The following is a 20,566-nucleotide window of genomic DNA, read 5'->3' as shown; positions in this document are numbered from 1 at the left end:
CAGGCGGCCGAGCCGCACGCCTTGGTGGCGCCGGTTCCGCGCTCCCAGACGCGCAGCAAAATATCGTCGCGCGAAAGCATCTGCGCGAAGGAGACATTGGCGCGTTCGGGAAAGAGCGGATGGCGCTCGATGCGCGGGCCAAGCGTCTCGAGGTCGACCAACATCGCGTCGTCGACGAAGAACACGGCATGCGGATTGCCCATGCTCACCGCGCAAAAGCGCGCCGGCGCGCCTGCGACCGGCGGATCGAGCGAGACCTCGCGCGTATCCTCCACCGCGCGTGCGAGCGGAATCTCGCGCCAGCCCAGCCGCGGACGCCCCATGTCGACTGTGAAAACCGTATCGGCATGGCGGCGCGTTTCGATGACGCCGGCCTCCGTCTCCAGACGCAGCGCGTCCTTGCCTTCGCGCGCCAGCGCATAGGCCACGCAGCGCGTGCCGTTGCCGCAGGCGGCGGAGAGAGAGCCGTCGATATTATAGATGCGCATATACGCGTCGTCGCTCGGCCTGCGCGGCCTGTGGAGCGCCATCAGCTGATCGAAGCGCAGGCCCGGCGCGTTGGCGATGGCGCGCGCTTCCTGCGGGGCAAGCTCATGGTCGCTTCCGCGCAAATCGAGAATGAGAATCTCGTTTCCCGCGCCATTCATGCGCAGAATTGGAAGATGGTCGAGCGGATGCGCCATGGGGCAGCTTTTCGCCTATTCTCCGGGAGACGCGCTCGTATATAGAGAAGGCTGCGCCGAAGCGCCACTGCGACTCCCGCCGAACGCGCGTCGCATGTGCGCGCGAAAAGGCCATGATGGCCGCTTAGGGACGCTCGACGATGGAAGAAGAACCGGGCTTACTGGACAGCCTGCGACGCTATTGGCGCGCGCTGGCGATCTTCACAGTTCTTATCGCCGGCGCCGCGATCTACTCCGAACGCGCGCTGGTTCCGGTCGCCGGCATTGGGGAGGCGGACAAATCCGCCACCCCGCAAAAGCCTGCGCCGCCAAACGCGGCCCCGGACGCGAAATCCAGCGAGACGAGCGACGCCAAGCCTGACGATGTGAAACCGGGAGAGGCAAAGCCAGGCGACGCGGCCCCGCCCCCTGCCCACGACGAAGCGGCGCAGGCCATGATGAGCCAGACCGTGAACGTCGAGGCCCGGCCCGCCGCCGTCATCAAAGGACAGGGCAAGTGGGAGGACGCGGCGAAGACGATCAGCGAGGCGCTCGCCAAGCTCAACGACGCCGTCGGAACGTCGGGGTTTGCCGTCAACGGCCGGCCCGTGGCCGTTTTCACCAGGACCGACGACGCCGGCTTCGCCTTCGAGGCGATGGTTCCGCTTGCGGCGGCGCCGGAAGGCAAGCCCAAGCTGCCCGAGGGCGTCAGCATCGGCGCGTCGCCAGCCGGTAAGGCGCTCAAATTCCAGCATCGCGGCGCCTATGACGAGATCGAAGCCACCTATGAGGCGATCGCCGCCTATCTCGACGAGAAGGGGCTCGATACGAAGGATCTCATTCTCGAGGAATATCTTACCGACTTTAAGGGCGACGACGCGAGCGTCGACGTGGATATTTATGTGTTTTTGAAGTGAGCGGTTGCGAATCCATCCATCAATGTTATAACTTAGTTATAACATTGATGGATGTGCCATGCGTAGCGCGCTTCGAAAAATGGGAAACTCTTCCGGTTTGATCATCCCCAAGCCGTTCCTTGCCGAAATTGGGGCGGATGTCGGTGACGACGTCGAATTGACCGTCGAGAAAGGCCGTCTTGTCGTCACGCCGCTCAAGAAGCGCGTTCGCGAGGGTTGGAGCGATGACGCCCGCCGTATCGCCGAGCATGGCGATGATGCGCTTCTATGGCCGGAGTTTGGTAATGAAGGCGACGAAAAACTGACGTGGTGAAGCGCGGCGAAATCTGGCTCGCTGCGCTCGATCCGACGGTCGGAAGCGAGATTCAGAAGACGCGGCCATGTCTGATTGTTTCGCCGCCGGAAATGCATGACCACTTGCGTACGGCGATCGTCGCGCCGCTGACAACGGGAAGCCGCCCCGCCGGCTTTCGCGTCGCGCTGACGTTCAAGGGCAAGCGCGGGCTCGTGTTGCTTGATCAAATTCGCGCAATCGACAAGCAGAGGCTCGTCAAGCGCTTGGGCAAAGCGTCCCAATCTACGCTCGCGACGATTCTCGCTGGCCTTCGTGAGGTCTTTGAAGATTAGCCGTCAGCGTCGTTTCGGCGAAACGCCGAAACGAAGCGGCGCCAAAGCGACGGCGCGCTTTCGCCATAAGCCAATTGGAACGCGCCTTCAAAAGGCTTGCCCGCTTCGAGCGCGCGAAGAAGCTGTAGGAACGCCGTCTCGTCGCGCCTGCGCAGCCAGCCGACGAACATGCCGGCCTGCCGATAGGCGACCGCTGGCGCTGGGTGAGGGCGTCCTTAGATGGATCGCGGGGCGGTTCGCGTTCGAAGGCCAGCCTTGCGAAATCGATCCATCGACGCTCGTCGAGCACGACGCGATAGCCGTCGCGGATCGCTTGCGCGGCTTCGGCTTCGCTTACCCCCTCGGCGCCGCCGCCGTTGGACGCCATCACCGCGAGCCCTTCGCTGAACCATTGCGGCGGACGCGGCGCGCCAAGCGGCCGCCAGCTTGAGAGATGCACATGCGACAATTCATGCGCGAGAACGCCTTCGAGGCGATCGCGCTCCTTGCTGCAGAGCGTCGGCGACAACAGCGCGGCGCCGCCGCGCGTCACGGCGGCGATCCCGGGATCATCCATGGCGTTAGCGTTCGCGTAATTCTCGTAGGAGGCGTAAACGCCGACGATCGGCGGCTGCGCAAAGGGGCGTCCGTGCGCGGCCTCGATCTGCGCAATGGCGCGCGGCGTGATTTCCGCGACGGCCTCGGCGCAGGCGAGCGCCTCAGGCTCATAGTGAACGCGCGCATCGTCCGCGAAAGCGGGCAGTAGGCGAGGATCGTTCCAGGCGACGCGCGCGGCGAGGCGAAGGTCAGGCCGCAGCGCCAGCGCCAACAGGGCCGCTGCAATGAACGCAAGCCCTAAACCCCAAGCCTTCGCCATGATACGCGGCATGCCTGTCGCGTCCTGTCACGCGGATTTCTCGTCCGGCCGATATTCGAGAATGTCGCCCGGCTGACATTGCAGAATGTCGCAGATTTTTTCGAGCGTGTCGAAGCGCACGCCCTTCACCTTGCCCGACTTCAGCAGGCTCACATTCTGCTCGGCGATGCCGATGTGCTGCGCGAGATCGCGCGAGCGCATCTTGCGCTTCGCCAGCATCACGTCGAGATTGACGATGATCGGCATCAGACGATCTGCGCGTTTTCATCGGCGATGTCGGCCGCCGTCTTCTGGATATGGGCGAGCGCGAGGAGCGTCGCGAGCAGCATGGCGGTCGAAAGATCTTCAGGTCGCAGATAGATCGACACCATATGCGCCCCCGCCGCCTTATGCGCCGTGAGGATGAGCGATGTTAGCGGTCGCGCAGCGATATCGACGAGCGCCGCGATGAGGCCTGCTAGCGCAAGGCAGCGCAGCCATCCGGCCGCATCGGGCGTGAAGATGCGCCCCTCAAGATAGCCCGAGAACAGTCTCCAGCCGGCGTAGCAGGCGACGACGAGAAGCGCCCAGATCACGAAGCTGACGCCGAAGGCCGCAAGCCGCTGATCGGCGGACAGGCCTTCGACATCGACCTTCAGCGACGCAAATCGCGAAACGACCAGCGACTCGTCGCTCCAGAACGTCGCGATCGTGAAGAGAATCCAGAGGCAATAGGCGACGAGCGCGAAGCGCAGCGTTTGGCACAGCCAGCCGATGCGGCGGCGCAGCGAGTCGAGGCGACGGTCATCAAAGGAAAGGGCAGGGAAGTCGGTCATGGCGGTCTCCTTGTGTCGCTTACGTTGACACGAGAAAAATTTAATGTCAAACATTAAAAACATATCGCAACACATGAGGCGTTCTATGTCGCGCATTGTTCGTCGCCTGTCTGGACTGGCGCTCGCCGCCGCCATGCTTACCGCCTGCAGCCATGTGCCGGTCTCAACCATTTGGGCGCTGCGCAATTTCGACGCCGCTTCCGTCGATCCGGCCGTGCTGCGCGCGGCGGTGCGCCTGCCCGAAACTTTCGAGCCGCAGAAGGGCGGTGTGACCTTGAAAATCGGCTGGTGGCGCGACGGCGAAGCGAAGTCGAAGCATGAAATGATCTTTGCGCTCAAGGAAACGACCGCGCCGGAAGACGTCGCGCCGCTTGCCGGCGAGACGAGGCCCGGAACGCGCATTCACGCCTATCGCGTCGACCCGGCCGATTATGCGGCGATCCGCGCCCGGCAGAAGGAATTTCTAGAAGAGAAGGCGCGCGATCCCGGCAAGACGCACGGCTCCTTCGGCGTTGGCGCCGACGCCTGCCGGCGCGGCGACTTTCCGGAAGGTCCGCTGCTAACGACGACTTATTTGCGCACGCAGCCTTCCGGCCCCTATCTCACGGTGCTCAAGAATCTCGACATGCGCGAGGCGGCGACGAAGGAAAAGCCGCTCGATCAGCTCGTGCCGGCTTGCGAGAAATTCGCTAACCGCGCCGAGACGCCGATGGTCGTAAACCGTTAGGCCGCCCGCGCCTTCTCCATCATCTCGACGAAGCGGAGGAAAAGATAATGGCTGTCCTGCGGGCCGGGCGACGCCTCGGGATGGTGCTGCACCGAAAAGGCGGGGCGGTCGGTGAGCGCGATGCCGCAGTTTGATCCATCGAACAGCGAACGATGCGTCTCGACGGCGTTTGCCGGCAGGCTGTCGCGATCGACCGCGAAGCCGTGATTCATCGAGACGATCTCGACCTTGCCGGTGGTGAAATCCTTCACCGGATGATTGGCGCCGTGATGCCCTTGCGGCATTTTCTTCGTCTTGGCGCCGACAGCGAGCGCCATCATCTGATGGCCGAGGCAAATGCCGAAGGTCGGCACCTTCGCCGCCAGCAGCTCACGGATCACCGGCGCGGCGTATTTGCCGGTCTCGGCCGGATCGCCGGGGCCGTTCGAGAGGAAGACGCCGTCGGGTTTGAGCGCCAGAATTTCCCCGCTTGTCGCAGTTGCCGGCGCGACCACCACTTCGCAATCCTGTTCAGCGAGAAGCCGCAGGATGTTTCGCTTCACGCCATAGTCGATCGCGACCACGCGATACTTCGGCGCGCCGTTGCGCGCGCCATAGCCGCCGCCAAGCCTCCAAATCGTCTCGCGCCAGTCGTAGCGCTCCTTCGAGCCGACGCTCGGCACGAGGTCCATGCCGTCGATCCCCGGCCATGCGGCGGCCCTGGCTTTCATCGCTGCAATGTCGAAGCAGCCATCCGGCGCATAGGCGATGACGGCGTTCTGCATGCCGCGTTCGCGAATGAGCGTCGTCAGCGCTCGCGTGTCGATGCCGCACAAGCCGACAATGCCGCGCGAGGCGAGCCAGTCGGCGAGCGGCATTTGGGCGCGGAAATTCGAGGGGTCGGTGCAGGGCGCGCCGAAGATGGCGCCGACCGCGCCGGCGCTTTTGTCGAGGTCGACGGTTTCGACGTCTTCGTCGTTGGTCCCGACATTGCCGATGTGGGGGAAGGTGAAGGTGACGATCTGCGCGGCGTAGGACGGGTCCGTGAGGATTTCCTGATAGCCGGTCATGGCGGTGTTGAAGCAGACTTCGCCCACCGCTTCGCCGACCGCGCCGAGCCCATAGCCCTCGATCACTTCTCCACTGGCGAGAACCAGCACGCCGGTGTGGACGGGTTTCTTCCAGCCGTTATCTTGCTCGAGGGTCATAAGGGTCTCAGCTCTCCGGGCGCGTCGCTGGCTTGACAGCGCTCTCGCCGCGCGTCATGGCCGGACGTGATCCGGCCATCCACGGCTGCGGCGCCACGTGGACGCCCGCGACAAGCGCGGGCATGACGCAATTGGCTGTGGATGTAATGCATCCGCCCCGGAATTGGAAACCCCAAGGACACAACATGCGCGAGAAGATAGCGGCGGACCTCAAGATGGCGATGAAGGCGGGCGAGCGCGCCAAGGTCGACGCGCTGCGGCTCATCAACGCGGCGCTGAAGGACAAGGACATCGAGGCGCGCGGGGCAGGCAAGACGCTCAGCGGGGACGACGAGCTCGCGCTGCTCCAGAAAATGATCAAAAGCCGGCAGGAGTCGCTGGAAATCTATGAAAAAGCCGGGCGTGAGGATCTGGCGGGCAAGGAGCGCGGCGAGATCGCGATCATTTCCGCCTATTTGCCGCAGCAGCTCTCGGAGACCGAGGTCGCCGAGGCGGTAAACGCGGCGATCGCCGAGACCGGCGCGGCCTCGATCAAGGACATGGGCAAGGTGGTCGCCGCGCTCAAGGCGAAATACACGGGACGCATGGACTTCGGCAAGGCCAGCGCCGCGGTGAAGGCGGCGCTTAGCAGGTAACTATTTTCGCATTCACTTTTCGGGTCGGTCCTAACGGCTGCCTGGCATGCTATATTTTTGGTGAAATGACGAGTGTGAACCCTGAAATTCTACGTTGGGCTCGAGAAACCGCTGGGCTCGGCATTGAGGATGCCGCCTTTAAGCTCGATCTTAAGGCGGCGCGGGGGATTCCGGGTTCGATACGTCTGGCGGCTATCGAAGGCGGGGAAAAGGAGCCTAGCCGGCCGCTTCTGCTGAAGATGGCAAAAGCATACCGTCGACCGTTAATTACCTTTTACTTGTCCGCGCCTCCAAAGAAAGGTGAACGAGGTCAGGATTTCCGGACCCTTCCTCCTGAGCATTCTCGCCGTGACGATGCACTCGTCGATGCTCTAATTCGGGACGTAAGTGCTCGGCAGGAGATGGTTCGCGCTCTCCTGGAAGCTGAGGATGAGGCTGTCCTGTTACCTTTTGTCGGATCTATGGCGATGCGCGATGGTGCTGAGGCAGTGCTCGAAGCGATCTGTACCACGCTGAAGTTAGACCTTTTTAAATTTCGTAATGGCGACCCTAGCGACAACGTCTCTCCAAGAAAGGGCTTTGAATATCTCCGCGAGTGCGCCGAGCGAGCAGGAATATTTGTTCTTTTAATAGGAAATCTGGGCAGTCATCACACCAACCTAGACGTTGAAATATTTAGAGGATTCGCCCTCGCGGACCCGATCGCTCCATTTATCGTCATCAACGATCAGGACGCTCGGACTGCTTGGTCTTTTACGCTGCTTCACGAGCTTGCTCATATTTGGCTCGGTCAGACCGGCGTTAGCGGAGAGAAGGCTGATTCCGCTATTGAGCAGTTTTGTAATGATGTGGCCGGACGCTTTTTGCTGCCGGCACTTGACGTGCGGGGCGAGGTACAAGCCCTGCGCAGCGTGCAATTCGAAGAGCTAGTCTTGCATGTGAACCAGATTGCTTCCGAACGAGGCGTCAGTTCCTCAATGGTTGCGTACAAACTCCTTCAGCAGAATGCGATCACCAGGGATATTTGGACACGCTTGCACTCGTTTTTTCGTCAACAATGGATTCAGAAGCGTCAAGCGGAACGAGACCGAGACAGTGAAGGGGGCCCTAACTACTATGTGGTTCGGCGTCATAGGATCGGTGCCCGTCTATTGAGTCTTACTCGTCGAATGGTCGAGGCGGGAAGTTTGGCCCCCTCTAAGGCAGCAAAGATACTCGGGGTGAAGCCCTCCAATGTATTTGGCCTTTTCGGGGACGTAACAAATCGTTCTCCTCGCACAGCGGCGTAAGGACATAGATTGCTATATTTGCTGGACGCAAACGTGCTAATTACTGCCAATAATCTTTATTATGAATTTGCCCGTGTTCCAGAATTTTGGGATTGGCTGTTGCACATGGGAGAAGCTGGACACATTAAGCTACCCATCGAAGTGCTGGAAGAAATAATCTCAGGGACAGACGATCTGTCTGAATGGCTTTCTCAGAAAGAAAATCGCCGTTCGTTGGAGCTCGCAGAGGATGTAAACATAACTTTCGTCCAGCAGGTAATTAACAAAGGGTATGCTCCTGATCTCTCGGACGACGAAATTGAAATGATTGGACGTGATCCGTTTTTGATCGCGTACGCATTAGTTGACCCTGCAGAGCGGTGCGTTGTCACAACCGAGGTTTCCAAACCCTCAAAGCAGAGGGCAAATCGACATATTCCGGACGTGTGCAAGACCTTGGGCGTCACGTCAGTTGATAGCTTTCATCTCATCAGAGCACTCAATTTTTCAACGTCTTGGCGCCCATAGTATTGAGCGTGGCGGATAGGCTGTGCTGTTATTGTGTGTTGACGCGAGAAAGCACCTGGGAGCACCGAACTACCGCCACAGCGCATAGAAATGATGCGGCGGGCCGCGGCCCTCGCTCAATTGCAGCCGGTCCGCCGCCTCCAGCGCCCCCTCCAGCCAGGCTTTCGCTGTTGCAATGGCGTCGATGAGCGGCGCGCCCTTGGCGAGTTCGCAAGCGATGGCCGAGGACAGCGCGCAGCCTGCGCCATGCGTGTTGCGCGTCGGGACGCGTCTTCCGCGGAAGATGCGCATCTCTCCCCTTTCGAAAAGAACGTCGACAGGTTCGCCCCCGAGATCGCCGCCCTTGACCAGCACCGCGTGGGCGCCGGCTGCGCAGAGGAGCCGCCCCTGCGCCGCCATCTCCTCGGCGCGGGTGGCGAGGGGCGTTTGCGTCAGCACGCTCGCCTCATGGAGGTTGGGCGTCACGAGCCGCGCCAAGGGCGGGAGGCTCGAGACTAGCGCAGCCTCCAGGCCGGCCGAGGCGAGGCTGACGCCCTGAGTCGGAACCAGCACCGGATCGAGCACGACGTTGCGCGCGCCGTGGCGCGCCAGCGCTGCGGCGACGGCCAGAGCGATATCCGGCGTCGCCAGCATGCCAATCTTGATCGCGTCGGGGCGGATGTCCGCCAGCACTGCTTCGATCTGCGCGGCGACAATCTCTGGCGCGACGGGGTAGGCGGCGGTCACGCCCTGCGTGTTCTGAGCGGTCAGCGCCGTGATCGCCGCCATGCCGTAACAGCCGAAAGCCGAGAACGTCTTCAGATCAGCCTGAACGCCGGCGCCGCCGGAAGGGTCGGAGCCGGCGATGGTGAGGAGGCGGGGGATTCGAAGCATGTCCTATTCGCTTGAACCCGAGAGTTCCTGCTCAACGACTGCAAGTAACTCCGGAAGGCGTTCGTGAATGGTTCCCCAGATGAGCAGTCGCTCAACCGCCTCGTAGTCATGACGATAAACATTGCCCGCGCCTGCGATCGCGGACCACTGAATATGGGAATGGCGTTCTTTCAGTTCTGCAGGCAGGCGTCTCGACGCTTCCGAAAGAATCTCAAGACATCGTGTTACCCCACAAAACACAAGCAGATTGTCGCGAAAGGCATCGTAGGTGAGACCTTCAACGAAACCGCTAGCGAGACGAATGTTGTCGCGAATGTCGACAAGCCGCCTACGGGAATCAAATGCCCTAGAAGGCATGAATGGAATCAGTTTCCGCTGCGGGGCGGACATATGGCTTCAAGAACTCGCGATTAACGACATCGACTGGACCGGTGAAGAGTTCCGCGATGAAATCTTTAAGCCCGACGTACGAATAAATGTCTCGCACAGCTCCCGGCTCGATCTCAATCATAATGTCGATGTCGCTGTCAGGCCGCGCATCTCCGCGCGCGTGGGAGCCAAACAGCGCCGCATGTGCGACGCCGCGCGCCCGTAAAGCGGCCTCGTTCTCGCGGAGAACGGCGACGATCTCTTTCGCGTTCATGAACGCAGCATAGCATAGGCGCGTCCTGCGCGCAGTCACCCCTTCGGCAGGCTCAGCACGCCGGCGTCGCCGTTTTCCGCGCCAAAGGCGAGACGTGCGCCCTTCTCGTCCCAGGCGAGCGCGCTGATGCGCGCGCGGTCATCATCCTGCGCCGGACGGCGCACCAGAATCTCAGATCCGTCCGAAAGCCGCGCCAGCATGATCCGGCCGTCGTCGTAGCCGATCGCCAAGACCAGAGCGGCGGGATGGAAGGCGACGCGCGTCACGATCGCCGAATGCACGCCGCATTCGCGCGGCGCCTGGCCCATCGGCCCATCCTTGCCCGAAAAGGGCCAGACGATGCAGGCGTCGGCGCCAGAAGTGGCCAGCCATTTCCCGTCATGCGACCAGGAGAAGCAGCGCGTTTTTCCGGGATATCCGGCCATGCGCATGTGCTTGCCGTCGGCGAGGCGCCAGCCGTGCAGCGTATTCTCCTGCATCGAGGTGACGAGAAAGCGCCCGTCGGGAGAGATCGTAGCGTCAAGGTGCGAGCCGGCCCAGTCGAGCGCTTCGGGCTTGCCGGCGTTCGGGAACCATAAGGTCGCGCCGCCGTAATGCGCGATCGCCAGCCGGTAGCCCTTGGGAAAGAAGGCGAGCCCGCGCGAGGTCGACGGCAGATCCAGCGACTTCGCGTCGCCCTTGGCCGAGCGGGCGCGCGCCACCTTTCCTGCTGTCCACGCCACCGCCCCGCCATGCGCCGCGACGGCGTCGATCCATTTGCCCTTTTCGTCGCCGATGATTTCGACGCCGCCTTTCGCGTCGGTCGCCACGACGCGCCCGTCGTCTCCGCCGGTGACGAGCCGGTCGCCGTCCTGCGCGGCGACGAGTATGGCCGCGTCCTCATGGGCCGCAATGCGGGGTCCGGCGGCGCCATCGCCAAAATGCAGCGTCCCGTCGGCGAGCGCGAAGACCGGCGCGCCGCCGAGGAACGCTGCGGCTGCGACAGGCTCACGAAGCCCGATCGTTTCGACTTTGTCGACGAGCGTGGAAGACAGCGTCACGGCTATGCTTGGTCCTCGGCAGGCGCGCTCCAGCCGATCGGCAGGCGCGGGCGACGTTTCCGGAATTGGCCGCGCATCACGAGCGCAAAGGCGATGGCGTCGAGTCCCGCGAGGGTCAGCCACCACAGCTGCTCGGCCGCTGGACCGAACAGGCAAATGGCGAATCCCGCGCCGAGGCCGCCCAGAAGAAAGGGCGCAAGCGCCGGACGCGATTGGCCGACGAACAGGCTTGTGCGGGCGGCGACGAGCGCCGCCGCGGCCGCGCCGAGCGCGCCGAGATCGAACCAGATTTTGAAGATCAGGCTGCGCGGCGTCGCCGGCGTCAGATAGCCGCCGAGCACGCCCCAGGTGGCCGCGCCAAAGCCATGTCCGATCAATGTGCGCCAGCCGTCCGCCTCGATCATCTGACCCCAAAAGGCGAGATGTCTGAAGAAGCCGGGCGGACGTTCGGGCCAGATCAGATGCGCTGCGTAGGCGGTCAGCGGCGCGAGCAGCACGATCGCCGCCATGAGCGCCGCAAGTATGACGGACATCAGCGGGGCGCGGCCGAAGGCGGCGGCGAAAACAGCCGCTCCAAGGGCCAGCGCCGGGATGCCGTTCGGGGCGCCGGAAAGATAACAGGCGAGCGCCGTCGCCACCGCGAGGGCGGCTGCCGAATACCACCGGCCGCGGACGGCGAGGGCGCCCATGGCCGGCCAGACGAGCAGGGCCAGCCCCAGTCCGGCGCGGCCAAGCGGTCCGACGTCGAGAATGTCGTCGAGCGTATATTGCGGCTTCATCAGCAAAGTGACGGCGGCAAGCGCGAGCGTCGCCGCGGCGACGCCGATGGGCAACAGGTTGAGATTCGAGGTTTTGGTGCGCAGCGGCAGAAATCCGGTGGCGAGCGCAACCAGGCCGAGCGTCGCCGTGATTTTGGCGAAGCGTTCCGCCGGTCCCTCGAACGGCGTCCAGAGCAGCGAAAGCGCCGTCCAGGCGGCGAGCAACAGCGCGGCGAGAAATGGCGGCGAGCGCAGGATCGAGCGCATGGAGCGCCCCGATCCTTCCTCCGGCGTCAGAGTCGCGGCGGCGAGCAGCAGCGCCGCCCCGATCGGCAGCAGCACATAAACCGTCTGCCGCACCAGAATCGGCGCGATGAGCGAGATCACGAACAGCAAAAACACGCCGATCCGCAGCAGAAGGCGAGAAGCCTCCTCTGCGGGTTCGTCGGCATTGCGGCGCGAAAGGACAGACATGGCGAAGGTGCGCTTGAGTAGGGGGATCCGTGATAGAGATTAGAACGAAATCGCCGGCGAGTAGCCTGCCGCAATGCAGTAAATCTGGGAAAGACCCCGATTTTTAGGCGACTGTGGCGCTTTTGCCTGTTTCAGGCCGTTTGGCGCCATTCTTGGCGGACCGCCGCATCGGATTCGGCCGCCAGTCGATGGGGGCGCAGCTCCGCTGTTCGCGTCGGCGCCAGTCTGCCGAGCGCCCAGACGGCGGCGCCGCGAACAATGGCGGCGGCGTCTTCGGTCAGTCGCTCGGCCTCGGCGGCAAGCTCGGGCCGGGACGAATTGCCGATGGCGATCAGAACATTGCGCAAGAAGCGGTCCCGTCCGACGCGTTTGATGGGGGAACCCGAAAAAAGCGCGCGGAACGCCGCGTCGTCGAGGCGCGCCAATTCCGCAAGCGACGGGGAGCCGAATTCGGGACGCGCGGCGAGTTTCGCCTCGCGTCCGGCGCTCGCGTATTTGTTCCAGGGGCAGACCGCGAGACAGTCGTCACAGCCATAGATGCGATTGCCGATCTTGGCTCGAAATTCGAGGGGAATAGGGCCCTTGTGCTCGATCGTCAGATAGGAAATGCAGCGCCGCGCATCGAGTCGGTAAGGCGCTGGGAAGGCCGCCGTCGGGCAAACGTCGAGACATTTGCGGCACGAGCCGCAATGATCGCGCTCGAGCGGGTCGGGTTCGAGGCGAAGAGTCGTGAAGATGGCGCCCAGAAAAAGCCACGAGCCGAAATCGCGTGACACGAGATTCGTGTGTTTGCCTTGCCAGCCAACGCCGGCCGCCTGCGCGAGCGGCTTTTCCATGACGGGCGCGGTGTCGACGAAGACCTTGGCGTCGCCGGCGCCGGCCCGGCCGAGGATGAATCCGGCGAGCTGTTTCAGCCGGCCCTTGATGACGTCATGATAGTCGCGGTTGCGCGCATAGACGGAGATCGTCGCGCAGTCCGGTTTCGTCAGCGGCGCGAGCGGATCGCCGTCTGGCCCGTAGTTCATGCCGAGCATGACGAGACTTGCCGCCTCGGGCCAGAGCGCGCGCGGCGCGGCCCGCCGCTCGGCAGTCTCGCGCATCCAGTCCATGTCGCCGTGCGCGCCCTCCCGCAGCCATGCGCGCAGCCGATCGCCTTGCTCTGGCGCAACATCCGCGCGCGTGAAGCGGCAGACGTCAAAGCCAAGCGCGAAAGCACGGGCGCGAATTTCCTCCTCCAGCGCCGCAGCCGCAGACCGTCGAACATCATAGCCTGTCGGCGAAGCCATCGATGCATTCGGGACAAGCGCCTGCATGTCAGCAGGGCGCTCGTAGAGGGATCGAGACGATGAACTCGGTCCCTGGATCGTGCTTTTTCATTTCGAGCGTCGCACTGAGTTGACGCGTAAATGACGCAATGATCCGCATGCCGAGCCCCTTGCGATCGAGCGGCGCGACGTCATCGGGCATTCCAGCGCCTTCGTCGCGCACGGAAACGATGAAATTCTCAGCGCCCTGGCGCGCGACCTTCACCGAAATTATTCCCGACTGGCTTTCGTAGGCGTATTTCGCCGCATTGGCGATAAACTCGTTGACGATCAGCGCGGTCGAAACCGCTCGGTCGGTTGCGATGACGATGCCTTCATCGATCTCGGTGCGCACGTCGCATTGCGCGACGCTTTCATCCAAATCATGACACAGCGCTTCGATGTATTTGCCAACATCCATGCAATCGACGTCCGAACCGCGAGACAGCTGATCATGCGCCTTTGCGATCGCATCGACGCGGTGAGAGGCTTCGTTGAGAAGTTCGGACACCTGCTCATCGCCTGCGTCGTTGGCTTGCAAGCGGAGCATGCTGCCGACGATCGTAAGGCTGTTCTTCACGCGATGATTCATTTCTTTGAGCAGCGCTTCGTTGCGCGCGAGCGCCGCTCTCAGCTTGCGCTCTTCCCGCTCGCGTTCGATCGCCATGCCAAGAAGGTTCGCGGCGCCCTGTAGAAAAGCAATGTCCTGGTCAACGAACTCGGTCGGCGAGCGGCTGTCGACTTCGAGGATGCCATAGGGTTTTCCGTCACCCTGCAGGATCACGTTCATTGCCCGGCGAACGCCGTGCTGACGTAGCAATTCGGGAGTCCTGAACCGCGTCTCCTTTTCGAGATGGTTAGAGATGACCGGTTGGCCGTTGCGTAATGCGTACCCAGCAGGGGAGTCGAGATCCGCGCCGACTTTCGCGACGCCCACCACGCCGCGACTCCAGCCGACGCCGGCGCGCACCAGAAACTGGTTCTCGGACGGAAGCAACTCCAGCACCTTGCAGAATTCCGCATCCAGCCCTTGCGCCGTCAGCCGCACGGTGTCGCTCAGCAGCTGATCGAACGAAGCGCCTTGCAGAGCGGTAACACCGAGCTCCGCCAATATCTCCTGCTGCCGAATGCGCTGCTGCAGTCCGCGCGATGCATCGCCGGCGCTGGCGGCCCTCGCACCAACTTTTTCACTCTCGCGCTGGTTGGGTGCGCTCATACGATGGTCCCGTATTGCGGCTACTTCCCTCATCCCATCCGATAGGTGTCAAGCGCGGCCGCAGTGCGGGTTGTTACAGCGGCGCTTGAGTCTTGCATCTGGCGCCGCCGACCGCTCGGCGACGTTAGAAATCCAGTTCCGCATAATATCGGCCCGGCGTAAGTCCCGGGGCCCGATAAGACAGCAGCGGACGAAACGCGGGGCGTGACTTGATGCGTTGATACCAGTGCTTCGCCGCCTCATCCTCGTCCCACGGCGCGTCGCCAAGATAATCGGCGCAGGAGATATGCGCGGCCGCCGCGAAGTCGGCATAAGTCAAACGATCGCCCGCGAGCCAGTTGCGCGCATTGGTGAGATAGCCAATGTAGCGCATATGGTGGCGGATGTTGGCCCGCGCCACACGCACCACGTCCATATCTGGCGCGCCGCCCGGAGGCGCGAAGCGCTTGTAGACCTTCTCCGTGATCAGCCAGTTCGTGACCTCGTCGAAAAATTTGATGTTGAACCAGTCGACAAGTCGACGCGTTTCAATGCGCGCCGCCATTTCCTGCGGCAGGAGCCGTTGTGCGCCGCGTTCGGCGCCATAGGTCTCGTCGATATATTCGGCGATGAGATTGGCGCCGGGCGCGACAAGGCCGTTATCGTCAACAAAGACCGGCGTGCGGCCGGCGGGATCAAGCGCGAGAAATTCTGGGCGGCGGTCGCACACGCGCTCCTCGATGAGCGTTGCGTCTATTCCATATTCGGAGAGGACGAGCCGGACAAATCGCGAATGGGGGCAGAGCGGGTGATGATAAAGCGTGGGCATGATGCCTTTTCGAGCGGACGCGAAGCAACGGTCGGGCGCCGCTTCTGTATGCTGGTTCGGGTTAGCGCCGCTAGCCGGCGGTTTTACGGCTTTGATGAGCTTTTTAGCGCGCAGCTTTTGCTAGGATATGCCATGATTCGTTTGCTCTTCGTACTTTTGCTCGGGCTGATGCTGTTCACGGCCGCCGGAAACGCCGATACGCTGAAGGACGGCGTTCCAAATCTCTCAGTCATTGGCGAGGCTTACGAGGACGTCGCCCCCGATTTGGCGATCTTGCGGTTCGGCGTCGTCACCGAGCGGCCGCTGGCCGCCGACGCCGCGGCGGAAAATGCGCGCGCGGTCGAAGCTGTTCTTGCCGAGCTCAAAAAATCAGGCGTTCCCGACGCTGAAATGCAGACGCAAGGCGTAACGCTCGCGCCCGTCGCCGTCGAAGAGCGAGACCCCAAGACGGGCAAACCCAAGCCATCACAAAAGTTTTTTCGCGCACGAAACGATCTGACCGTGCGCGTGACGCAGATCGAAAAGGCCGGCGAAATCGCCGGCAGTCTCATTGACAAGGGCGTTAACAGCTTCGAAGGCATCGATTTCGAAATCGCGCATCCCAAGCAACGGCTTGACGCATTGCGGCGCGAAGCGGTCAAGGATGCGGAGCGGCAGGCGAAGATCTATGCGGAGGCGGCCGGATTGCGGCTGTCCCGCGTGATCGAAATTCGTCCGCTCGAGGAGATCGACGCGCGCCCGCGCGCCTATGCGGCGAAGGCCGCCAGGGCTCCCGGAGCCGCCGAGATTCCTTTGCGTCCGGGCCTGGAGCGTCTCTCGGCGCGCGTGAACATGGTCTGGGGACTCTCGCGCTAGTTCCTCTGCCTGCTGAAACGGCGAAACCCCGCGCTGGCGCCCGCAATTTGCTCGCCTGAAGCCGTATCGCGCTGCACAATTTCGCGCTAAGCTCGCGTCCGCGACTGGTGGGCCGCAATGTAAGGGGTCGCGGATGGCTCATGTCATCTTTTACGAAAAGCCGGGCTGCGCCGGCAATGCGCGGCAGAAGGCGCTGCTCGTCGCCTCTGGACATGAGGTCGAGGCGCGCAACCTTTTGACCGAGCCTTGGAGCATGTCCAGCCTGCGTCCCTATTTCGGCGCCAAGCCCGTGCCCGAATGGTTCAACGCCTCGTCCCCGCGTATAAAATCTGGCGAGATCGATCCAGACAAAGTCACGCCGCAACAGGCGCTGGTGATGATGATCGTCGATCCGGTGCTCATCCGTCGTCCGCTGATGCGCATCGGCGATCATTGCGAGGCCGGTTTCGACTCGACCGCAGTCGACGCGTGGATCGGACTCAAGCGGACCGATGAAACTGTCAGCGACGTTTGCGTGCGCTCCATCGCAAACGACACTGTTTAGCCTCCTCGGCAGCGCTTCGCCGCCATAGATGGGGCGCTGCGAAACCCTTCCCGACGAACCATAATATGTAAATGGCGCCGGTTCGGCCGTCCGGCAGCCATCGGAATAGGCGCGGCCGGCGGCGAGTGCGGGGGAAGCTGCGGAGGAGGAGCCCTTAAGCATGCAGCCTTCGGCGGAAGAAAAGGCCTATTGGGCGATCGGAGCCGATGCGGCGCTTGAGCGCCTGGGCGTGACGCGTTTGGGCTTGAGCAAGGCTGAGGCAGAACGGCGGCTCGCCGTCCACGGCCCCAATCGCCTTCCGGCCGGCCGGCGGCGCAGCGCGCTCATGCGCTTGGCGCTGCAGTTCCACAACGTATTGATTTATGTGCTGCTCGCCGCCGCCTTCGTCACGGCGCTCATGCAACATTGGATCGACACCGCGGTCATCGTCGCGGTCGTCGTCATCAACGCGATCATTGGGTTCATTCAGGAGGGCAAGGCCGAAAAGGCCATGGAGGCCGTCCGCAACATGTTGTCGCTGCATGCGACGGTCATTCGAGACGGGCGGCGCGTCGTCATCGACGCGACCGATGTCGCGCCTGGCGACATTGTCTATGTCCAATCAGGCGACAAGATTCCGGCGGACATCCGTCTCATCCGGGTCAAATCTCTGAAAGTGCAGGAGTCGGCGCTCACCGGCGAGTCGCTGCCGGTCGACAAGGATCCGGCGCCGGTCATGGCGGATGTGCCGCTCGGAGATCGGGCGCCGATGGCCTATTCGGGGACCGTCGTGACCTACGGTCAGGGGACGGGGGTCGTCGTCGCCACGGGGGCCGCGACCGAGATCGGGCGCATCAACGCCATGCTGTCGGAAGTGGAGACGCTCTCCACGCCCTTGTTGCAGCGCATGGACGAATTCGCGCGCTGGCTCACGGTCGTCATTCTGATCGTGTGCGCCGCCGTCTTCGCTTTTGGCGCGCTGGTCTGGGGATTCGACGCCGGCGAGATGTTCATGGCGGCGGTCGGGCTCGCGGTTTCGGCGATCCCCGAAGGATTGCCGGCGATCATCACCATTACGCTGGCGATCGGCGTGGAGCGAATGGCCCGGCGCAAGGCGATCATCCGCCAACTGCCGGCGGTCGAGACGCTCGGCGCAGTGACGACAATCTGTTCTGACAAGACCGGCACGCTGACGCGCAATGAATTGATCGTGCGCTCGATCGTCATCTCCGGCGGGATCTACGATACAACGGGGTCCGGATACGATCCGCATGGCGGCTTCATGCGCAATGGCAAGGACGTCGTCGTGCGCGAGGACGTTCACCTGGCCGCCGTATTGCGGCCACTCGCGCTCTGCAACGACGCCGTGCTGCGCGAGAAGGACGGCGCCTGGAGCGTCGAGGGCGATCCGACCGAAGGCGCCTTGCTCGCGGCCGCCGTCAAAGGCGGCGTCAACTTGCAAGAGTTGGCGCTGGAGCTGCCGCGCACGGATGAGATTCCTTTTGAGTCTCAGCATCGCTTCATGGCGACGCTGCATCACGACCATGACGGCGCTGGCTACATTTTCGTCAAGGGCGCGCCTGAGCGGCTGCTCGAAATGTGCTTCTGGGAGCAGGGCGCGCGAGGAGAGCAGCGTCCGCTCGACTGTGACTGCTGGCTCGACCGCATCACTGAGATGGCCACGCGCGGGCAGCGGGTTCTGGCGGTCGCCGCCAAGAAAGCCGAAGAGGGTCAGCAGCAACTCGCATTCGGCGACGTTGAAAACGGGCTCGTCTTTGTCGGTCTCATCGGCCTGATTGACCCGCCGCGCGCCGAGGCCGTCGAAGCGATCCGCGCATGCGCGACCGCCGGCATGTCCGTCAAAATGATCACGGGCGACCACGCCGCGACAGCGATCGCCATCGCCCGCGAACTCGGACTCAACCGTCCGGATTCAGTGCTCGCCGGACGCGACATCGACGCGATAGGCGACGAGGAGCTCGGCGAGGCGGCAAGCGCCACGACAGTGTTCGCGCGCACCAGTCCCGAACATAAGCTGCGACTCGTTCAGGCGTTGCAGAAGCGCGGCGAAGTCGTCGCGATGACCGGCGACGGCGTCAACGACGCGCCTGCCTTAAAGCGCGCCGACATCGGCATCGCCATGGGCGTCAAAGGCACCGAGGCGGCGAAAGAGGCCGCGGAGATGGTGCTTGCCGACGACAATTTCGCGTCGATCGTGCATGCGGTGCATGAGGGCCGCGTCGTCTACGAAAATTTGAAAAAGACCATCCTCTACATCTTGCCGACCAATGGCGGCGAGGGCCTCACGGTGATCGCGGCGATCGCCATGGGCGAGACCTTGCCGGTGACGCCGGTGCAGATCCTGTGGATCAATTTGATTACCGCGGTCACGCTCGGCCTCGCGCTCGCGTTCGAGCCGCCGACGAAGGGCGTCATGCTGCGCCCGCCGCGCCCGTCGGGCGAACCGATCCTGTCCCGCTATTTCGTCTGGCGCATCGTCTTCGTTTCTTTCCTGATGCTGATCGCGACCTTCGGTCTCTACGAATTGGAGAAGGCGCGCGGCATGGGGCTCGACAGCGCGCGAACGGTCGCGGTCAACACGCTCGTCGCCTGCGAAGTCGCTTATCTCTTCAACGCGCGTTTCCTTTCTGAGTCGTCACTCTCAATGAAAGGCCTGTTCGGCAGCCGCGCGGTGCTGATTTCCGTCGCCATCGTCGTCGTGCTGCAGGCCATGTTCACTTACGCGCCCTTTATGCAGGCGCTGTTCAACACCACGCCGCTCGACCCGGAGATATGGTGGCATATCGCGGGCGCGAGCGTCGTGCTGTTCCTGCTCGTCGAGGTCGAGAAAGCGATTTTCCATTCGCGGACAAAAGCTCCCGCGGCGGCTCCGGCGCTTCGTGGCGTTCCTGCGACGACCGGCACGGCCGCTGTCGTCGCGCCTGGCGAGTGGGTCCGGCCTGTCGTCGCCGGTCTATTGGGGCTGCTCATCATTGTCGCGAGCGGCGCGTTCTATCTTCACACGCGGGTTAGTCTCACGCGTGAAGAAGCGTCTGCTGGTCGAACGGTCGTCGTCAGCGGCGTGATCGCCCCGGTCGCGCAGACGCCGATCAATGCGCCTGCGGCGGGCGTCGTCGCGACGCTGACGTGCGGCCTCGGCGCGAAAGTCGAGGCGGGCGAAACCTGTGCGACGCTCGCGCCGTCTTCCTCCGACGAGGCTCTGGCGCGCGAGAAAAGCGCTCTGGCGGCGGCGGAGTCGCAATTGGCGCAACGCGAGCGCGCGCAGGCGAGGGCGCAGGCGAACCTCGAAACATTGGAGGCGCGTTCGGCAAATCGCACGGCGCGCCGCAAGGCGCTGGCCGATGCGCGACGCACCTTGGCGCGGGCGCGGGCGCAAATCGAACGCGCCGAAGCGGAAGTAGCTCTGCGCCGGAAGGCAGTGACGAAGGCGGAGGCGGGTCGAGCCGGCGCCGCGATTGTCGCGCCGATTGCAGGTTTCGTCTTGGAGCGAACGGCTGCTGTCGGCGCGCGCGTTGAAACGGGCGCGCCGCTGTTCATGATCGGCGACGCCAGCACCGTTCGCCTTCAGGGGCAGGCGGAGGGGGAGGGCGCCCTTGCGATCGCGCCGGGCGCCAAGGCGCTGCTGACGAGCGAGTCCGTCCCTGGCCGGACATTTTCAGGAAAGGTGACGGAGGTGCGCCGGCCCGCTGAGCCGCAAGCCGGCGCGAGGGTCGACGTGGTGGTTGAGTTCGAGAATTCCGACTTCGCACTTCGACCGGGAGCGGAGGCTTCGGCGCGTATCGACATCGAGGAGCGCGCCGCGGCGTTACGCGAAGAAGAAATTTGAGTG

23 protein-coding genes are annotated in these 20,566 nt (G+C 63.2%); 10 read left to right on the top strand and 13 right to left on the bottom strand.

The genetic code is table 11. The features are described 5' to 3' along the window. Window positions 1-683 (bottom strand): diaminopimelate epimerase (gene dapF / locus NEI07_RS02450; protein ID WP_256032460.1); only part of this gene is annotated, 683 nt, incomplete at its 3' end. A gap of 140 nt (window positions 684-823) precedes the next feature. Here dapF and NEI07_RS02445 point away from each other — a divergent pair. Genes NEI07_RS02445 through NEI07_RS02435 form a run of 3 tightly spaced genes read left to right on the top strand, consistent with a single transcriptional unit; the run spans window position 824 to window position 2,206 of the window. Beyond that, window positions 824-1,579, top strand: coding sequence for a GyrI-like domain-containing protein (locus tag NEI07_RS02445; RefSeq protein ID WP_256032459.1), 756 nt, complete (start codon window positions 824-826; stop codon window positions 1,577-1,579). A 58-nt stretch (window positions 1,580-1,637) separates the two neighbouring features. Next, on the top strand, window positions 1,638-1,892 hold the full coding sequence (locus tag NEI07_RS02440; RefSeq protein ID WP_210330677.1) for an AbrB/MazE/SpoVT family DNA-binding domain-containing protein: 255 nt from the start codon (window positions 1,638-1,640) through the stop codon (window positions 1,890-1,892). After that, window positions 1,886-2,206 (top strand): type II toxin-antitoxin system PemK/MazF family toxin, encoded by a 321-nt coding sequence (locus NEI07_RS02435; protein WP_256032458.1) that lies wholly within the window; start codon window positions 1,886-1,888, stop codon window positions 2,204-2,206. The genes NEI07_RS02440 and NEI07_RS02435 overlap by 7 nt, the downstream gene beginning before the upstream one ends. Here the strand turns inward: NEI07_RS02435 and NEI07_RS02430 are convergent. From NEI07_RS02430 to NEI07_RS02420, 3 genes are read right to left on the bottom strand one after another with little or no spacing between them, the layout of a single operon-like run. After that, window positions 2,157-3,074, bottom strand: coding sequence for a M1 aminopeptidase family protein (locus tag NEI07_RS02430; RefSeq protein ID WP_256032457.1), 918 nt, complete (start codon window positions 3,072-3,074; stop codon window positions 2,157-2,159). The two genes, NEI07_RS02435 and NEI07_RS02430, sit on opposite strands and share 50 nt — an antisense overlap. Window positions 3,075-3,089: 15 nt before the next feature. Beyond that, on the bottom strand, window positions 3,090-3,308 hold the full coding sequence (locus tag NEI07_RS02425) for a helix-turn-helix domain-containing protein (RefSeq protein ID WP_256032456.1): 219 nt from the start codon (window positions 3,306-3,308) through the stop codon (window positions 3,090-3,092). Next, window positions 3,308-3,877: a DUF2975 domain-containing protein gene (locus NEI07_RS02420; RefSeq protein WP_256032455.1), complete on the bottom strand. Its 570-nt coding sequence runs from the start codon at window positions 3,875-3,877 to the stop codon at window positions 3,308-3,310. Before NEI07_RS02420 ends, NEI07_RS02425 begins: the two co-directional genes overlap by 1 nt. Window positions 3,878-3,962: 85 nt before the next feature. Between NEI07_RS02420 and NEI07_RS02415 the strand changes: the two genes are divergently transcribed. Then, window positions 3,963-4,604, top strand: a complete 642-nt coding sequence (locus NEI07_RS02415) for a hypothetical protein (protein WP_256032453.1) — start codon at window positions 3,963-3,965, stop codon at window positions 4,602-4,604. Here the strand turns inward: NEI07_RS02415 and carA are convergent. Further along, window positions 4,601-5,791 carry a glutamine-hydrolyzing carbamoyl-phosphate synthase small subunit gene (gene carA / locus NEI07_RS02410; RefSeq protein WP_256032451.1) on the bottom strand — a complete coding sequence of 397 codons (1,191 nt, stop codon included), beginning with the start codon at window positions 5,789-5,791 and terminating at the stop codon, window positions 4,601-4,603. The two genes, NEI07_RS02415 and carA, sit on opposite strands and share 4 nt — an antisense overlap. Before the next feature lie 185 nt (window positions 5,792-5,976). Here carA and NEI07_RS02405 point away from each other — a divergent pair, with 185 nt between their 5' ends. The 3 genes from NEI07_RS02405 to NEI07_RS02395 all read left to right on the top strand — a co-directional run bounded on the left by NEI07_RS02405 (window position 5,977) and on the right by NEI07_RS02395 (window position 8,222). After that, window positions 5,977-6,426, top strand: a complete 450-nt coding sequence (locus NEI07_RS02405; protein ID WP_256032449.1) for a GatB/YqeY domain-containing protein — start codon at window positions 5,977-5,979, stop codon at window positions 6,424-6,426. A gap of 65 nt (window positions 6,427-6,491) precedes the next feature. Next, window positions 6,492-7,715: an XRE family transcriptional regulator gene (locus tag NEI07_RS02400; RefSeq protein WP_256032448.1), complete on the top strand. Its 1,224-nt coding sequence runs from the start codon at window positions 6,492-6,494 to the stop codon at window positions 7,713-7,715. Window positions 7,716-7,733: 18 nt separating this feature from the next. Beyond that, on the top strand, window positions 7,734-8,222 hold the full coding sequence (locus tag NEI07_RS02395; protein ID WP_328516951.1) for a DUF4411 family protein: 489 nt from the start codon (window positions 7,734-7,736) through the stop codon (window positions 8,220-8,222). A gap of 69 nt (window positions 8,223-8,291) precedes the next feature. Here NEI07_RS02395 and thiD read toward each other — a convergent pair whose 3' ends face one another. The 8 genes from thiD to NEI07_RS02355 all read right to left on the bottom strand — a co-directional run bounded on the left by thiD (window position 8,292) and on the right by NEI07_RS02355 (window position 15,338). Beyond that, window positions 8,292-9,095: a bifunctional hydroxymethylpyrimidine kinase/phosphomethylpyrimidine kinase gene (gene thiD, locus NEI07_RS02390; RefSeq protein WP_256032446.1), complete on the bottom strand. Its 804-nt coding sequence runs from the start codon at window positions 9,093-9,095 to the stop codon at window positions 8,292-8,294. 3 nt (window positions 9,096-9,098) lie between these two features. After that, window positions 9,099-9,485: a HepT-like ribonuclease domain-containing protein gene (locus NEI07_RS02385; protein ID WP_256032445.1), complete on the bottom strand. Its 387-nt coding sequence runs from the start codon at window positions 9,483-9,485 to the stop codon at window positions 9,099-9,101. Then, a complete protein-coding gene (locus tag NEI07_RS02380) occupies window positions 9,442-9,738 on the bottom strand; it encodes a nucleotidyltransferase family protein (protein ID WP_256032444.1) in 297 nt (98 codons plus the stop codon). Before NEI07_RS02380 ends, NEI07_RS02385 begins: the two co-directional genes overlap by 44 nt. A 35-nt stretch (window positions 9,739-9,773) precedes the next feature. Continuing rightward, on the bottom strand, window positions 9,774-10,778 hold the full coding sequence (locus NEI07_RS02375; protein ID WP_256032443.1) for a WD40 repeat domain-containing protein: 1,005 nt from the start codon (window positions 10,776-10,778) through the stop codon (window positions 9,774-9,776). 2 nt (window positions 10,779-10,780) lie between these two features. Continuing rightward, a complete protein-coding gene (locus NEI07_RS02370; protein WP_256032442.1) occupies window positions 10,781-12,010 on the bottom strand; it encodes a hypothetical protein in 1,230 nt (409 codons plus the stop codon). Window positions 12,011-12,141: 131 nt separating this feature from the next. After that, complete coding sequence (gene queG / locus NEI07_RS02365) at window positions 12,142-13,296, bottom strand: tRNA epoxyqueuosine(34) reductase QueG (protein WP_256032441.1); 1,155 nt, start codon at window positions 13,294-13,296, stop codon at window positions 12,142-12,144. Window positions 13,297-13,324: 28 nt separating this feature from the next. Further along, window positions 13,325-14,530: a sensor histidine kinase gene (locus tag NEI07_RS02360; RefSeq protein WP_256032440.1), complete on the bottom strand. Its 1,206-nt coding sequence runs from the start codon at window positions 14,528-14,530 to the stop codon at window positions 13,325-13,327. A gap of 124 nt (window positions 14,531-14,654) precedes the next feature. Next, entirely contained in the window at window positions 14,655-15,338 is a 684-nt protein-coding gene (locus NEI07_RS02355) for a glutathione S-transferase family protein (RefSeq protein ID WP_256032439.1), read from the bottom strand. Between the two features lie 132 nt (window positions 15,339-15,470). On the opposite strand from NEI07_RS02355, the gene NEI07_RS02350 reads away from it, so the two are divergent. The 3 genes from NEI07_RS02350 to NEI07_RS02340 all read left to right on the top strand — a co-directional run bounded on the left by NEI07_RS02350 (window position 15,471) and on the right by NEI07_RS02340 (window position 20,563). Beyond that, on the top strand, window positions 15,471-16,193 hold the full coding sequence (locus NEI07_RS02350) for an SIMPL domain-containing protein (RefSeq protein WP_256032437.1): 723 nt from the start codon (window positions 15,471-15,473) through the stop codon (window positions 16,191-16,193). 133 nt (window positions 16,194-16,326) lie between these two features. Beyond that, window positions 16,327-16,737 (top strand): ArsC/Spx/MgsR family protein, encoded by a 411-nt coding sequence (locus NEI07_RS02345; protein ID WP_256032436.1) that lies wholly within the window; start codon window positions 16,327-16,329, stop codon window positions 16,735-16,737. A gap of 160 nt (window positions 16,738-16,897) precedes the next feature. Then, complete coding sequence (locus NEI07_RS02340; RefSeq protein ID WP_256032434.1) at window positions 16,898-20,563, top strand: HAD-IC family P-type ATPase; 3,666 nt, start codon at window positions 16,898-16,900, stop codon at window positions 20,561-20,563. Window positions 20,564-20,566: the final 3 nt, after the last annotated feature.

It is taken from the genome of Methylocystis suflitae, assembly GCF_024448135.1.
GTDB lineage: Bacteria > Pseudomonadota > Alphaproteobacteria > Rhizobiales > Beijerinckiaceae > Methylocystis > Methylocystis suflitae.
The sequence above is the reverse complement of the archived record's forward strand: the minus strand, read 5'-3'. Positions and strand labels throughout refer to the sequence as shown.